The following is a 14,883-nucleotide window of genomic DNA, read 5'->3' on the forward strand; positions in this document are numbered from 1 at the left end:
TCTGTCAGTCGCCAGGGAACTCGTCGGTCTTGAGGGTGAGTTCAACGACGGTGCCGGTGAGGTCCACGTTCTCGCCGAAAGGAATCCTGGTCTCCGTGGCGTAGTCGTCGCCCTTGGGGTTCGTGTAGAGGTGGCACCGGCCCTGGTAGGGGTCGACGATCAGGTAGACGGGGACTTCGGCGACGGCGTAGGCGGTCTTCTTGGGGCCGTAGTCGTTGGCGGACGTGTCCTTGGAGATGACCTCGGCGACGAACTCGACGTCCTTGTACTGCCAGCGGCCCTTGTCGTCCTTCTGGGCACCCTCCGCGAGAGCTGTCACATCGGTGGCGAACCCGTTGAGATGCCCGGGGTAGTCGATGCGGACGTCGGACTTGACGCGCTTGCGCGGGTACTTGGTGCGCAGCTGCTCGACGATGTCCAGGATGATGTCCCAGTGGTGGTCCCGCTGCGGCGACATGAAGATGTGCCCCCCGACGATCTCGGTCTTGTATCCCTCGGGGATGGGCATCTTCTCAAGCCACTCGAACATGACGTCCAGAGTGAGCTTGTTGCTGGCTTCGGCCATCTCGATCCTGTCGTCAAGGACGGTCATCGTGGCGCTCCTCCCCGGCTGCCGCTCGAACACGGTCAGCCGCGCAGTACAACGATACGAGCAGTCGTAAGGTTACGTACCGTGCTCAGGGACGTATTCCCCTCCGACCCCCCACCCCTGCCACATCGCCTCCGCGAAGGCTGCCGCGATCTTCTGCTCGCCGCTCGCGTTCGGGTGGGTGCCGTCATACGTGTCGAGGTCGATGTCGTACGACGGCGGGGGCGAGGTCAGCAGGAGGGGGGACCGGGGTTCGTCCAGGTCGGCCACCGCCTTCGCCAGGAGTTCGTTGAAAAGAGTCACCTGAGCGGCAAAGAGGGGCTCGGACTCCGCCCGGACGTTCGGGATCACCGGCAGGATCACCATCCGCACCTTCGGCCGGGCCGCCCGCGCCTCGGCCACGAACGCCCGCACGTTCTCCGCCGTCTGCTCGGCGTTGGTGTAGAAGCCCAGGTCGATCAGGCCCAGGGCGACCAGCAGCACATCCGCCCGGTGCGCGCGGACCGCGTCGCCGATCAGCGGGGCCATGTGCAGCCAGCCCTCGCCCCAGCCGGCCAGGTGGGCGCGGGGGAAGTCGGGGTCGGCGTACTCGTACGACGTGGGCGCGTCCGTCGCCTTGTCGTACAGCGTCTCGCGCGGGCCGACGAGGGCGAAGGGGCCGCCGTACGTATCGCGCAGGTGCTGCCACAGTCGGTAGCGCCAGGTGTGTTCGCCCGCGCTTCCGATCGTCTGGGAGTCACCGACGGGCATCAACCTGAGCATCCGCTCATGATGGACGATCAGCGGGGCGGGTGGGGTGTGAGGCCGGACACGCCCCGCCAAACCGTGGGCGGGATGGCAGGCTTGACGGCATGCGCCGACCCTTCGCCCTCCTCGCCGCTGTCTTCCTCGCGGGTGCCTTCGCCGTGCCCGCGTCCGCCGCCGGCGACGACGGCTTCACCATCAAGGACCCGCGCATCACCGAGTCCAGCGGTCTTGCCGCCTCCCGCCGGCACCCCGGCGTCTACTGGACCCACAACGACAGCGACGACGGCGCCTACCTCTACGCCGTCGACAGCGCCACCGGCGACACCGTCGCCACGATCACCATGACCGGCGTCGGCGCCCCCCGGGACGTCGAGGCGATCTCCGTCGGGCCCGACAACCAGCTCTACGTCGGCGACATCGGCGACAACCTCGGCGGTACCTGGCCCCACGTCTGGATCTACCAGCTCCCCGAGCCCGAGGAACTGCGCGACCAGACCGTCCGGGCCACGCAGTACGTCGTGAAGTACGAGGACGGGGCGCGTGACGCGGAGTCGCTCGTCGTGCATCCGAAGACCGGGCGGGTGTACATCGCCGACAAGAAGGAGGAGGGCGGGCACCTCTACGAGGGGCCGGCCGAGCTCTCCGCCTCCGGCACCAACGTCTTCAAGCCCATCGCCGCCATCGACAACCTCCAGGCCACCGACGCCACCCTGTCCCCCGACGGCCAGAAGCTCGTCGTACGCAGCTACTTCGGCGCCTTCGCCTACGACTGGAACGGCGGCGACATCAAGAAGACCGGCCGGCTGAGCGTGCCGTTCCTGGGCCAGGGCGAGTCCGTCACCTACACCGCCGACGGCACGAAGCTGATGTACGGCGCCGAGGGGTCCGAGAGCTCCGTGGAGCCGGAGGACGCGCCGGGGGACACGGGTGACTCCAAGTCGCCCTCTGGGGAGGGGAGTTCCGCGTCCGGCGAGGACAGCGGTGGTGGCGGCGACTACAAGGTCGGTGCCCTCGCCGTGGCCGCCGTCTTCGCCGTGGTGTTCGCCTTCCGGCGGCTGCTGCGGCGGAGGTGAGACCCGCTCTCACTCCTCCCGGCGCCGGGCCACGAACACCTCAAGGCCGTCCAGCAGGCGTTGCAGCCCGAACTCGAAGTGGTCGAAGCCGGAACCCCAGGTGTTCTCGTCGAGGGAGGCGAGCAGTGGGTAGCGGCCCGACGTCATCACCTTCTCCAGCATCGGCGCCTGCGCCTGCCAGAACTCCGCGTCGGTCAGGCCCGTCCGGCGCTCCGCCTCCTGCTGGTACAGCTGGGTGCGCGCGGCGCCCACGACATAGCCGTCGATCATGATGATCGCCGAGACCGTCTCCACATCGCTCAGTCCCATCGGCTTGATCCGGGCAAGCACCTTCTCCATGCCGTCCAGGGCGCTCGGGCCGAGGATCGGGCGGGACTGGTTCACGTGCAGCAGCCAGGGGTGGCGGCGGTAGAGCGCGAGGGTCGCGTGGGCCATGGCCTCCAGCGCCGAGCGCCAGGTGCCGTCGCCGAGGTCGGCCGGGTTCTCCGAGGGCCGCTGGACGCGGTCCAGCATCAGGTCGAGCAGCTCGGCCTTGCCGGGGACGTAGCGGTACAGCGACATGGTGCCGGTGCCGAGCTCGGCGGCGACGCGGCGCATGGAGACCGCGTCCAGACCCTCGGCGTCCGCCACCCGGACGGCGGCTTCCACGATCTGGTCCAGGGTGAGGGCCGGCCTGGGGCCGCGGCTGGGGCGCCGGCCGGTGTCCCACAGCAGCTCCATGGTGCGGGCGATGTCCCCGCTGCCACTGGTCTCCGTACCGTCCTTGCCGCTTGCCATGGGGTCAGCTTAGGTCCTGTCCAAAAAACTGGGTACGTCGTACGCGCAATCGGGTACGGTGTACCCAGTTATCGAGAAGGGGGACCCATGAGCGACGGATACGCCGTACGGGCCGAGGCCCTGGAGAAGCGCTACGGCGACAAACGCGCCCTCGACGGCTTCGACCTCGCCGTCCGCGAGGGCACCGTGCACGGACTGCTCGGCCCGAACGGCGCGGGCAAGACCACCGCCGTGCGCATCCTGTCCACGCTGCTGAAGCTGGACGGCGGCCGGGCGACCGTGGCCGGCCTGGACATCGTCCGGCAGTCGCGCGAGGTGCGCGCCAGGATCGGGCTCACCGGTCAGTACGCCGCGGTGGACGAGGTGCTCACCGGCCGGCAGAACCTGGAGATGTTCGGCCGCCTGTTCCACCTGGGCGGCAAGCGGGCCAAGGCGCGCGCCGCCGAGCTGCTGGAACAGTTCGACCTGACCGACGCCGCCGAGAAGGGCGTCGGCAAGTACAGCGGCGGCATGCGGCGCCGCCTGGACCTCGCCGCCTCGATGATCCTCGCCCCTGCGGTGCTGTTCCTGGACGAGCCGACGACCGGGCTCGACCCCCGCAGCCGCGGCGAAGTCTGGGAGTCGGTACGGGCGTTGGTGGCCAGCGGCACGACCGTACTGCTGACCACGCAGTATCTGGAGGAGGCCGACAAGCTGGCCTCCCGGATCACCGTCATCGACCAGGGGCGGGCCATCGCCGACGACACCCCGGACGGGCTCAAGAACCTCGTCGGCGGCGACCGTATCGAGGTCGTGGTCGCCGAGCGGTCGGAGATCCCGCGTGTGGTGAAGGTCGTCTCCCGGGTCTCGGAGGCCGAACCCGAGGCGGACGAGGCCGAGTTGCGGGTGCAGGCCCCCGTGACCGACCGGGTGAGCGCGCTCACCGAGGTCGCGCGCACCCTCCAGGACGAGGGCGTCCGCGTCGAGGACATCGGGCTGCGCAGGCCGAGCCTCGACGACGTCTTCCTGCGCCTGACCGGACACCGCACCGAGAAGGAGGCAGCGGCATGACCGCCGTGGATCTGAACACGCAGGCCCCGGGCGGCCGTACATACTGGCTGCTCGCCGACGTCTGGAACATCGTCCGCCGCGGCCTCACCCACTATCAGCGCCAACCCATCAACATCGCCTGGCAGTTGGGCTTCCCGATCCTCTCCGTCCTGCTCTACGGCTATGTCTTCGGCAGCGCGATGCAGGTGCCCGGCGGCGGGGACTACAAGGACTTCCTGATGCCCGGCATGTTCGTGATGACCATGGCGTTCGGCTTCATCAACACCGCGACCCTCGTGGTCTACGACTCCACCAAGGGCGTCATCGACCGGTTCCGCTCCATGCCCATGGCCTCCTCCGCGGTGGTCGCCGGACGCGGGGTGACCGATCTGCTGGTCGCCTGCGCCGAGTTGGCCATCATGATGCTGACCGCAGTCGCCATGGGCTGGCGGCCGGACGGCGGGTTCGGCTTCCTGGCCGCGTTCGGGCTGCTGCTGTGGCTGCGGTTCTCGTTGATCTGGATCGGGGTGTGGCTCGGCCTCATCGTCCCCAACCCGGAGGCGGCGGGCGGTCTTTTCGCGGTCGCCTTCCCGCTGACGATGATCTCCAGCATCTTCGTCGCTCCGCAGCTCATGCCCGACTGGCTGGGCTGGGTCGCGGCCTGGAACCCGATCTCCTCCACAGCGGCCGCCACCCGCGACCTGTTCGGCACCCCGGTCGGCGGCGGCGACTCCTGGGTCGAGGAGCACGCCCTGCTGATGGCGGGCGTGTGGCCGGTCGTGCTGACGGCGATCTTCCTTCCGCTCGCGGTACGGAGGTTCCAGAAGCTGGGCAGGTGACGTCGACAGTCTTGACGTGCTCATGTAGCCCCACTTTCATGGGAGGTGCGGGAGTGGGAGCGCTCCCACTCGTTCCGGCCCGCGCCTCCCGAGAGGAAGCAGCGACATGTTCCGCAGCTTGCGAAGAGCGCTGTGTGCGGTGGCCGCGGCGGTTCTGTTACCGCTGGGGGCCGGCGCGCAGACGGCCGAAGCCGCAGAGCCGGGCGCCGGCTACTGGCACACCAGCGGCCGGCAGATCCTGGACGAGGCCGGGCAGCCGGTCCGGATCGCCGGGATCAACTGGTTCGGCTTCGAGACCGGCAACCACGTCGTCCACGGCCTGTGGGCCCGCGACTACAAGTCCATGATCGACCAGATGAAGTCGCTGGGCTACAACACCATCCGGATGCCGTTCAGCGACGACATCCTCAAGCCCGGCACCATGCCCGACAGCATCAACTACGCCGACGGCAAGAACGCCGATCTGCAAGGGCTCACGTCCCTCCAGGTCCTGGACAAGATCGTGACGTACGCCGGACAGAGCGGCCTGAAGATCGTCCTGGACCGGCACCGCCCGGACGCGGGCGGCCAGTCGGCGCTCTGGTACACCAGCGCGGTCCCCGAGTCGACCTGGATCGCCAACCTCAAGTCCCTGGCGTCCCGTTACGCCGGAAACCCGACCGTCGTAGGCATCGACCTGCACAACGAGCCGCATGATCCCGCCTGTTGGGGCTGCGGTGACCTTTCTGTCGACTGGAGGCTGGCGGCTCGGCGAGCAGGCAACGCCGTCCTTTCCGTCAACCCCGACCTGCTGATCATGGTCGAGGGCGTCCAGTCGTACAACGGTGTCAACGGCTGGTGGGGCGGCAACCTGATGGGCGTGGCCCAGTACCCGGTCCAGCTCGACGTGCCGAACCGCCTGGTGTACTCGGCCCACGACTACGCGACCAGCGTGGCCCAGCAGCCGTGGTTCAGCGATCCGTCGTTCCCGGACAACATGCCCGGCATCTGGGACAAGTACTGGGGCTACATCTTCAAGCAGAACATCGCGCCGGTGTGGCTCGGCGAGTTCGGTACGACCCTTCAGTCCACGGTGGACCAGAAGTGGCTGTCCGCACTGGTCACATATCTGCGCTCGACCTCGACACACGGCGCCGACAGCTTCCACTGGACCTTCTGGTCGTGGAACCCCAACTCCGGTGACACGGGCGGGATCCTGAAGGACGACTGGACGACCGTGGACACGGTGAAGGACGGCTACCTGGCGAGCATCAAGGCGCCGGGCTTCCCGGGCGGGCCCGGCGGCGGCGACCCCGGAGGGGACCCGGCGTCCTGTGCCGCCGCCTACACCGTCAGCAGCGACTGGGGCGGCGGCTTCAACGCCGAGGTGAAGGTGACCAACACCGGAACCCTGCCGCTCACGGGCTGGAAGGTGACCTGGACCTGGAGCGGGGCACAGCAGATCACGAACATGTGGAACGCCTCGTACACCCAGAGCGGGGCGAGTGTCACGGCCGTGAACGCGGCTCACAACGGCTCGGTCGCGCCGGGCGGTTCGGCGAGCTTCGGCTTCGGCGGCGCTCCCGGGGGCGGGGGTGTGCCCACGGTGACCTGTACTCCGGCATGAGAAAGGGCGCCCGGCGGTGATCGCCGGGCGCCCCTCGAAGCAGGTGCTACAGCTTCTCGATCACGTAGTCGACGCACTTCGTCAGCGCCTCGACGTCCGCCGGGTCGATCGCCGGGAACATCGCGATGCGCAGCTGGTTGCGGCCGAGCTTGCGGTAGGGCTCGGTGTCGACGATGCCGTTGGCGCGCAGGACCTTGGCGACGGCGGCGGCGTCGATCTCGTCCGAGAAGTCGATCGTGCCGATGACCTGCGAGCGCTTGGCCGGGTCGGTGACGAACGGCGTCGCGTACTTGCTCTCCTCCGCCCAGCTGTACAGCCGGGTCGAGGAGTCCTTCGTACGGGCCGTGGACCAGGCGAGACCCCCCTGGCCGTTGATCCACTCCAGCTGCTGGTTCAGCAGGAAGAGGGTGGCGAGGGCCGGGGTGTTGTACGTCTGGTTCTTGCGGGAGTTGTCGATCGCCGTCGGCAGGCTGAAGAACTCCGGGACGTGGCGGCCGGACGCGTGGACGCGCTCGGCGCGCTCGATCGCGGCCGGGGAGAAGACGCCGATCCACAGGCCGCCGTCGGAGGCGAAGGACTTCTGCGGGGCGAAGTAGTAGACGTCGGTCTCGGAGACGTCGACCGGGAGGCCACCGGCGCCCGACGTGGCGTCGACCAGGACCAGCGCGCCCTCGTCGGCACCGGCCACGCGCTTGATCGGGGCGGCGACACCGGTGGAGGTCTCGTTGTGGGTGAAGGCGTACACGTCCACGCCCGCCTCGGCGACCGGCTCCGGGTGGGTGCCGGGGTCGGCGGAGACGACGGTCGGCTCGGCCAGCCAGGGGGCGAGCTTGGCGGCCTTGGCGAACTTCGAGCTGAACTCACCGAAGGTGAGGTGCTGCGACTTGTTCTCGATCAGGCCGTGGGTGGCGATGTCCCAGAACGCGGTGGAGCCGCCGTTGCCGAGGACGACCTCATAGCCGTCCGGGAGCTGGAACAGCTCGCTGATGCCCTCGCGCACCTGGCCGACCAGGTTCTTGACCGGGGCCTGGCGGTGAGAGGTGCCCATCAGGGAGGTGCCGGTGGCGGCGAGGGCGTCCAGCGCCTCCGTCCGCACCTTGGAGGGGCCCGCGCCGAAACGTCCGTCGGCGGGCTTGATGTCAGCGGGAATCTGGATCTCAGCCACGGAGTGAGGTTAGCCGGTGGGGGAAACCTGGGCGAAATGTAGTCCGTCGGCTGAGACGTTTCGCTGGTTGAGTGGATCCATGACCGTTCTAGAGGCGGAACTGCGCAAAGTCGTTCGAGGTGACGTCGGTTTCAGCACCACCGCTCGGGCCCTCGTCACCATGGACGCTTCCAACTACCGCCGTGTCCCGCTCGGTGTCGTCGCCCCGCGTGATGCCGACGATGTGGCCGCCGTACTGGAGGTGTGCCGGGCGCACGGAGTGCCCGTCGTGCCGCGCGGCGGCGGGACCTCGATCGCCGGGCAGGCCACCGGGACGGGCGTCGTGCTGGACTTCACCCGGCACATGAACCGCCTCCTGTCGCTCGACCCGGAGACCCGCACCGCCGTCGTCCAGCCCGGGCTCGTCCTCGACCGGCTCCAGGAGGCCGCCGCGCCGCACGGCCTCCGCTTCGGGCCCGACCCCTCCACCCACAGCCGCTGCACACTCGGCGGGATGATCGGCAACAACTCGTGCGGCTCGCACTCGGTGGCTTGGGGGACGACCGCGGACAGCGTGCGCGAGCTGGACGTCGTCACCGCGCGCGGGCAGCGGTCGCGGCTCGGCCGGGGCTGGGCCGGGGCGCCGGAAGGGCTGCGCGGGCTGGTGGAGGGTGAGCTGTCCCTGCTGCGCACCGGCTTCCCGGAGCTGCCCCGCCGTATCTCCGGATACGCGCTGGACGCGCTGCTGCCCGAGAGGGGCGCGGACGTGGCCCGTTCCTTCTGCGGCTCCGAGGGCACGCTCGGGGTGCTGACCGAGGCGGTCGTAGGACTCGTGGCGGCGCCACGCGCGCGTGCCCTCGCGGTGCTGGGGTATGCGGACGAAGGCGCCGCCGCCGAGGCCGCAGCGGGGCTGTTGCCGTACGGCCCGTTGACGGTGGAGGGCATGGCGGCCGACCTGGTGCCTTCGCCGGTCGCGCTGCCCAGGGGCGGTGCCTGGCTGTTCGTGGAGACCGGCGGGGAGTCGTCCGAGGAGGCACGCGCGCGTGCGGAGGCGATCGTGCGGGCCGCCGATGTCGTCGACTCCCTGGTCGTCACGGACCCGGCCGGCCAGCGGGCTTTGTGGCGCATCCGCGAGGACGCCAGCGGTACGGCGACCCGCATGCCCGACGGCAGCGAGGCCTGGCCCGGCTGGGAGGACTGCGCGGTGCCACCGGCCCGCCTGGGCGCCTACCTGCGCGACTTCCGCGCCCTGCTGACCGCACACGGACTGCGCGGAACGCCGTACGGCCACTTCGGGGACGGCTGTATCCACGTCCGCATCGACTTCGACCTGCTCACCGAGGCGGGCATCGGCCGCTTCCGGCGCTTCTCCGAGGAGCTCGCCGATCTGGTCGTGACACACGGCGGCTCGCTGTCCGGAGAGCACGGGGACGGGCAGGCGAGGGCCGAACTGCTGCCGAGGATGTACGGCGAGCGGATGGTCGCCCTGTTCGAACGGGCGAAGGCGATCTGGGACCCCGACGACCTGCTCAACCCGGGCATGCTGGTCCGCCCGGCGCCCCTGGACACCAACCTCCGCTTCTCCGTCCTGCCCCGCGAACCGGTCGACGTGGCCTTCGGCTACCCCTCCGACGCCGGTGACTTCTCCGCGGCCGTACGCCGCTGCGTCGGCGTCGCCAAATGCCGTACGACCTCGGCGACCGGCCCCGCCGTCATGTGCCCCTCCTTCCGCGCCACGGGCGAGGAGCGGCACTCCACGCGCGGGCGTGCCCGGCTGCTGCACGAGATGCTCGCCGGCGAGATCGTGACCGACGGCTGGCGCTCCACAGAGGTCCGCGACGCGCTCGACCTGTGCCTGTCCTGCAAGGGCTGCCGCTCCGACTGCCCGGTCGGGGTCGACATGGCCACGTACAAGGCGGAGTTCCTGCACCACCATTACGCCGGCCGACGCCGGCCGATGGCCCACTACACGATGGGGTGGCTGCCGGTATGGCTGCGGTGGGTGGCGCGGGTGAGGGGGGCGTGGCTGGTCAACTCCCTGGCTTCGGTACGGGTGTTGGCGTGGGCCGGGAAGCGGCTGGGCGGGGTGGCGGCCGAGCGGGAGGTCCCCCGGGTCGCTGCGGAGACGTTCAGCGGGTGGTGGCGACGCAGAGGCCCTGCGGGTGTGGGTGGATCTTTGGTCGTCCTGTGGCCCGACACCTTCACCGAGCATCTCTCGCCCTCCGTCGGACGGGCGGCGGTGCGGGTGCTGGAGGCGGCGGGGTTGCGGGTGGCGTTGCCGCCGACGTTGCGGATGCGGGGGCGGCCGGTGGGGGACGGCCGTACGAAATGGGCGGTCTCGCTGCTGGGCGCGGGGCGTCGGGGCACGGTGTGCTGCGGCCTGACGTACATCTCCACGGGCCAGTTGGACCGCGCCCGAGCGGTACTGCGCCGAACACTGGACCTCCTGGAACCGGTACTGGCGACGGAGGCCCCACTGGTCGTCCTGGAACCGAGCTGCGCGGCGGCCCTACGAGCGGACCTGCCCGAACTCCTGCACGACGACCCGCGCGCGGCTCGCCTCGCGGCCCGGGTCCTGACCTTCGCGGAGGCCCTGGAACGCCTGGCCCCGGACTGGACCCCACCGCGCGTGGACCGCCCTGTCACCGGCCAGACGCACTGCCACCAACACGCGGTCCTCGGGGATGCGGCCGACCGCCGCGTACGCCAGGCCGCGCTGCTCTCCGGCGAACTGAGCGGCGGTTGCTGCGGCCTCGCGGGCAACTTCGGTTTCGAGAAAGGCCACTTCGAGGTGTCGTCGGCCTGCGCGGAGGAACAGCTCCTGCCCGCCGTGCGGGAGGCGAGCGAGGAGACGGTGATCCTGGCGGACGGGTTCTCCTGCCGGACACAGTTGGAGCAGTTGGCGGGGGTGCGGGGCCGCCATCTGGCGGAGGTGCTGGCGGAAGGGCTGGGGGAGGGCTGACGGATGGGCTGAGGGATGGGCTGGGGGATGGGCCGGGGGACACGGCGGCGGGCCCTCGATGGGCCGGGGAAGAGCGGGGGTGAGGTCTAGCCTGGGCAAGATCAGCAACTCCAAGGAGCCCCGCCATGCCCCTTCATCTCCAGCCCCTCACACGCGAGCAACACCTGGCCTTCGTGGCGGCGCGTCCCTCCGCCAGCCATATGCAGATGCCGTCCTGGGGTGACGTGAAGCCGGACTGGCGGGCGGAGAGCCTCGGCTGGTTCGACGAGGAGGGGCGGCTGGTCGGGGCGGGGCTCGTACTGTTCCGCCCGCTGCCCAGGCTGAAGAAGTACCTCGCGTATCTGCCCGAGGGCCCGCTGATCGACTGGGACGCGCCGGATCTGTGCGAGCGGTGGCTGGAGCCGATGCTCGCCTGCCTGAAGGCGCGGGGTGCCTTCTCGGTGAAGATGGGGCCGCCTGTCGTCGTACGGCGCTGGAGTGCCGAGGCGGTGAAGGCGGCCATCGCCGAACCGACGGCTCTGCGGCTGCGGGACGCGGAGGCGACGTCGTACGAACCGCGGGCCTCCGACATCGCGGACCGGCTGCGCAGGACGGGCTGGCGGCAGACGGAACCGGGCGGGGAGGACGGCTTCGCGGCCGGGCAGCCGCGGTACGTCTTCCAGGTGCCGTTCGCGGGGCGGTCGCTGGAGGACGTCCAGCGTGGCCTGAACCAGCAGTGGCGGCGCAACATCAAGAAGGCGGAGAAGGCGGGTGTGAAGGTCGTCCGGGGTGGTTACGAGGACCTCCCGGCCTTCTACGACCTCTACGCCGAGACCGCCGAGCGGGACCGTTTCATCCCGCGCCCGCTGCCCTATTTCCAGCGCATGTGGACCGCGCTCACCGCCGAGGACCCCGACCGTATGCGGCTCTACCTCGCCCATCACGAGGGCGAGGTGCTCGCCGCGGCCACGATGCTGACCGTGGGCGAGCATGTCTGGTACTCCTACGGCGCCTCCACCAGCCGTAAGCGCGAGGTCCAGCCCAACAACGCCATGCAGTGGCGCATGATGTGCGACGCCCACGAACTCGGCGCCGCCGTCTACGACCTGCGGGGCATCACCGACACCCTCCAGGACTCCAACCACCTCCTCGGCCTGCTCCGCTTCAAGGTGGGAACGGGCGGAGAGGCGGTGGAGTACCTGGGGGAGTGGGACTTCCCGCTCAACCGGCTGCTGCACAAGGCGCTGGATCTGTACATGGCGCGCCGCTGATCGCTTTCTCACTCCCTGGGACAGCCCCGAAACGGGTTCACACGCCTGACAGAGTCCACTACCCTGAACTCGGAAGTACATCGCGATGCACGAAACCTAGCCTCAGGACCGCCCGTGAGCACCCCCGACGCCGTCACCTCGCCCGCGCCGACCGCCGCCGCCTCCTCTTCCGCCGCCGCTTCCGTGCCGATCGGCGCGCCGAGCCGTTGGGGTTCGCTCGGGCCGGTGGGTCTGGTGTTCGCCGGTGGGATCTCGGTGCAGTTCGGCGGGGCCCTGGCCGTGAGCCTGATGCCGAGGGCGGGCGCGCTGGGCGTGGTCACGCTGCGGCTGGCGGTGGCGGCGGTGGTGCTGCTCCTGGTCTGCCGCCCGCGCCTGCGCGGCCACTCCCGTACGGACTGGGGCACGGTCGTGGTCTTCGGCATCACCATGGCCGCGATGAACGGCCTCTTCTACCAGGCGGTGGCCCGCATCCCGCTGGGCCCTGCGGTGACGCTGGAGGTGCTGGGTCCGCTGGCGCTGTCGGTCATCGCCTCCCGCCGCGCGATCAACTTCATCTGGGCAGGCCTGGCCCTGGCCGGCGTGTTCCTCCTCGGCGGGGGAGGCTTCAGCAGCCTGGACCCCGTGGGCGTGGCGTTCGCCCTGAGCGCGGGCGCGATGTGGGCGGCGTACATCGTCTTCAGCGCACGTACGGGCCGACGGTTCCCACAGGCGGACGGGCTGGCGCTGGCCATGGCGGTGGCGGCGGTGCTGTTCCTGCCGCTGGGGGTGGCGGAGTCGGGGGCGAAGCTGCTGGACCCGGTGACGATGGCGCTGGGCGCGGCGGTGGCGATCCTCTCCTCGGTCCTCCCCTACACCCTTGAACTCCTGGCCCTACGGCGCCTCCCCGCTTCCACCTTCGCCATCCTGATGAGCCTGGAACCGGCGATCGCGGCGACGGCAGGCTTCCTGATCCTCGACCAGGCCCTCGCCGCGACGGAGGCGATTGCCATTGCCCTGGTCATCGCGGCGAGCATGGGCGCGGTACGGACGCAGGTGGGGCGGGGGAGGGCCAAAGCGCCGGGTACGGCGTCCTGACGGTTGGCGGGGCGCGGGGAGTCGGGATGGGGCTAGAGTCGGACGCGTGCCTGTGAAGGGAACGGCAGCATGAGTCTGCAGCACACGGAAGCAGAGGGCGACCGCCCGCTGATCCCCCGTCCGGAGCGCACTCCGGGCGCCCTGCGTGCCGCCTGCGCCGTAGTCGCACCTCAGCTTCTGACGGCGTACGACCAGGTCAAAGACCAAGCACTCGCTGAGGCCGTGCAGCACGGCTCGCTCAAGCCCGTGCACGCCTACCTCGATCACTGGGCCGCGCTGATTGAGATCGAGCGCCATCCGGAAACGGCGAAGGCGTACCACCGTGCCGAATACCTCGCGCACGTCTCGACCACCCCCGAAGAGGCACGCGGTCACCTGACCACCGCCAGCGGTATCTACCGCGCCGCTGCTGAGGCGGTACGCGCGGAGTGACCTGGCACTGGGAGTACGTTCCGGACGAAGAAACCGTGGCGGCCGGAGCCCCACCCGCATTCCTCGCCGAGGTGGAAAAGAAGGCCGACGAACTGGTCCGAGCCGCCGAAGCCCTTTACCTCCACGGATTGGCCTATGAAGGGGCGGACGAAGGCGCGAAGCATGCGTTCGTGGCCGGAGGCTTCTTCGTCTACATGATCACTCCGCGCTCGGAACTCGTCACGATCTGGCAGATCACGCCCGATCCGATGTGAGGCCTGACCCTGCACGACCGCCCACGTCAGCCGAAGGCACCGTCAACGGTCGCCGTGACGAAGAGGGCGAAGCTCTTCGGGGTGACGGTGACTGTTCCGTGGGCGGGGTTCTTGGAGTCGCGGATGGCTATGTGGGGGGTCAGGTCGGCGACCTCTACGCAATCACCGCCGGTGTCGCCGCTGTACGACGACTTCCGCCAGGCGACAGAGCCGACAGGGGCGCACTCAACACACTGCCCGCCGGTATCGCCGCTGTAGGAAGACTTACGCCAGGTCGCGCCCGTCAGGTTCGATTCCATACCGTTCCTCCATCACGCGGGCGATGAGGGCCGCCGAGTCGTCCACGGAGAGGGCGGCCGCTTGCAGATGATCGTAACGGACCGAACCCTCCTTGACTGCTTCCGGATTGGCCGTCATGTGCCCCTGGACGAAGTCCTCGGTGTAGACGATGTCGGGGTCCTTGTCGAAGCGAAGAAGGTTGAACGAACCCATCAGCCCCGTGTGTGCGCCGGCCTCGAACGGCAGCACCTGGATTTCCAGCCACCGGCGCTTCTGCAACGACAGCAGATGCGCCAGTTGCTCGCGCATGACCTCCCGGCCGCCGATCTCCTGGTGCAGTACCGCCTCGCTCAACACAACCCACAGCACGGGCGGTTGCTCCCGATCCAGGATCCGCTGCCGATCCAGTCGCGCCGCCACCTTGCCATCGAGATCACCTTCGTCTCGCGCACCGAGCACCGCGCGGGCATACGCCTTCGTTTGGAGAAGGCCGTACACCAACTGCGCCTGGAACGACGAAATGAACGTCGCCTTGGCTTCCAAGTCCGCATACGGCTGAAACCACCCAGGCAACTGGCTTCGCAAAACCAGCCCCACCAACCGCGAGAACGTCCCACCCGTCCCCAACGCCGCATCCACCCGCTCCGAAAACTCCCGTTGCGGAACCTTCAACGCCGTCTCGATCTGCCCGATCAGCGACCCCGTACAGAACACGATCGACCCGAGCTGCGCCAGCGTCAGGCCCGCCGCCTCCCGGTGTCGGCGTAGTTCGTAGCCGTAGTAGTCCAAGGGCGACGCACTCGGATCCAGCTGCCGAATATTTGCCAC

General features: G+C 69.6%; 15 protein-coding genes. 9 read left to right on the forward strand and 6 right to left on the reverse strand.

The annotated features are described in order from the left end of the window. Nucleotides 1-4 precede the first annotated feature (4 nt). Together H4N64_RS23880 and H4N64_RS23885 are read right to left on the reverse strand one after the other, a co-directional pair. Complete coding sequence (locus tag H4N64_RS23880; protein WP_186284459.1) at nucleotides 5-592, reverse strand: Uma2 family endonuclease; 588 nt, start codon at nucleotides 590-592, stop codon at nucleotides 5-7. A 72-nt stretch (nucleotides 593-664) separates the two neighbouring features. After that, nucleotides 665-1,351 carry an SGNH/GDSL hydrolase family protein gene (locus tag H4N64_RS23885; protein ID WP_186284460.1) on the reverse strand — a complete coding sequence of 229 codons (687 nt, stop codon included), beginning with the start codon at nucleotides 1,349-1,351 and terminating at the stop codon, nucleotides 665-667. Nucleotides 1,352-1,440: 89 nt separating this feature from the next. Between H4N64_RS23885 and H4N64_RS23890 the strand changes: the two genes are divergently transcribed. Then, the gene (locus H4N64_RS23890) at nucleotides 1,441-2,409 is read left to right on the forward strand and encodes a WD40 repeat domain-containing protein (protein WP_186284461.1); all 969 of its coding nucleotides are present in this window, start codon (nucleotides 1,441-1,443) and stop codon (nucleotides 2,407-2,409) included. A 9-nt stretch (nucleotides 2,410-2,418) separates the two neighbouring features. Here the strand turns inward: H4N64_RS23890 and H4N64_RS23895 are convergent, their stop codons facing one another. Then, nucleotides 2,419-3,186, reverse strand: coding sequence for a TetR/AcrR family transcriptional regulator (locus H4N64_RS23895; RefSeq protein ID WP_186284462.1), 768 nt, complete (start codon nucleotides 3,184-3,186; stop codon nucleotides 2,419-2,421). An 87-nt stretch (nucleotides 3,187-3,273) separates the two neighbouring features. On the opposite strand from H4N64_RS23895, the gene H4N64_RS23900 reads away from it, so the two are divergent. From H4N64_RS23900 to H4N64_RS23910, 3 genes are all read left to right on the forward strand, one after another. Next, nucleotides 3,274-4,236: an ATP-binding cassette domain-containing protein gene (locus H4N64_RS23900; RefSeq protein ID WP_186284463.1), complete on the forward strand. Its 963-nt coding sequence runs from the start codon at nucleotides 3,274-3,276 to the stop codon at nucleotides 4,234-4,236. Next, nucleotides 4,233-5,054, forward strand: coding sequence for an ABC transporter permease (locus H4N64_RS23905; protein WP_186284464.1), 822 nt, complete (start codon nucleotides 4,233-4,235; stop codon nucleotides 5,052-5,054). Before H4N64_RS23900 ends, H4N64_RS23905 begins: the two co-directional genes overlap by 4 nt. Nucleotides 5,055-5,160: 106 nt before the next feature. Beyond that, nucleotides 5,161-6,660 carry a cellulase family glycosylhydrolase gene (locus tag H4N64_RS23910; protein ID WP_186284465.1) on the forward strand — a complete coding sequence of 500 codons (1,500 nt, stop codon included), beginning with the start codon at nucleotides 5,161-5,163 and terminating at the stop codon, nucleotides 6,658-6,660. A gap of 46 nt (nucleotides 6,661-6,706) precedes the next feature. On the opposite strand, the gene serC is transcribed toward H4N64_RS23910, so the two are convergent. Then, nucleotides 6,707-7,825 carry a phosphoserine transaminase gene (gene serC / locus H4N64_RS23915; protein ID WP_186284466.1) on the reverse strand — a complete coding sequence of 373 codons (1,119 nt, stop codon included), beginning with the start codon at nucleotides 7,823-7,825 and terminating at the stop codon, nucleotides 6,707-6,709. 79 nt (nucleotides 7,826-7,904) lie between these two features. On the opposite strand from serC, the gene H4N64_RS23920 reads away from it, so the two are divergent. The 5 genes from H4N64_RS23920 to H4N64_RS23940 all read left to right on the forward strand — a co-directional run bounded on the left by H4N64_RS23920 (nucleotide 7,905) and on the right by H4N64_RS23940 (nucleotide 13,776). Beyond that, nucleotides 7,905-10,766: an FAD-binding and (Fe-S)-binding domain-containing protein gene (locus H4N64_RS23920; protein ID WP_186284467.1), complete on the forward strand. Its 2,862-nt coding sequence runs from the start codon at nucleotides 7,905-7,907 to the stop codon at nucleotides 10,764-10,766. Between the two features lie 125 nt (nucleotides 10,767-10,891). Then, nucleotides 10,892-12,016 carry a lipid II:glycine glycyltransferase FemX gene (locus H4N64_RS23925; protein WP_186284468.1) on the forward strand — a complete coding sequence of 375 codons (1,125 nt, stop codon included), beginning with the start codon at nucleotides 10,892-10,894 and terminating at the stop codon, nucleotides 12,014-12,016. A gap of 114 nt (nucleotides 12,017-12,130) precedes the next feature. After that, nucleotides 12,131-13,090: an EamA family transporter gene (locus H4N64_RS23930; RefSeq protein WP_186284469.1), complete on the forward strand. Its 960-nt coding sequence runs from the start codon at nucleotides 12,131-12,133 to the stop codon at nucleotides 13,088-13,090. A 69-nt stretch (nucleotides 13,091-13,159) separates the two neighbouring features. Further along, nucleotides 13,160-13,522, forward strand: a complete 363-nt coding sequence (locus tag H4N64_RS23935; protein ID WP_186284470.1) for a DUF6247 family protein — start codon at nucleotides 13,160-13,162, stop codon at nucleotides 13,520-13,522. Then, entirely contained in the window at nucleotides 13,519-13,776 is a 258-nt protein-coding gene (locus H4N64_RS23940; protein ID WP_186284471.1) for a hypothetical protein, read from the forward strand. Before H4N64_RS23935 ends, H4N64_RS23940 begins: the two co-directional genes overlap by 4 nt. 26 nt (nucleotides 13,777-13,802) lie before the next feature. On the opposite strand, the gene H4N64_RS23945 is transcribed toward H4N64_RS23940, so the two are convergent. Both H4N64_RS23945 and H4N64_RS23950 read right to left on the reverse strand, forming a co-directional pair. After that, nucleotides 13,803-14,075, reverse strand: coding sequence for a DUF397 domain-containing protein (locus tag H4N64_RS23945; RefSeq protein ID WP_186284472.1), 273 nt, complete (start codon nucleotides 14,073-14,075; stop codon nucleotides 13,803-13,805). Next, complete coding sequence (locus tag H4N64_RS23950) at nucleotides 14,041-14,883, reverse strand: Scr1 family TA system antitoxin-like transcriptional regulator (protein WP_186284520.1); 843 nt, start codon at nucleotides 14,881-14,883, stop codon at nucleotides 14,041-14,043. The genes H4N64_RS23945 and H4N64_RS23950 overlap by 35 nt, the downstream gene beginning before the upstream one ends.

The sequence above is a fragment of the Streptomyces cupreus genome (assembly GCF_014257025.1).
Lineage (GTDB): Bacteria > Actinomycetota > Actinomycetes > Streptomycetales > Streptomycetaceae > Streptomyces > Streptomyces cupreus.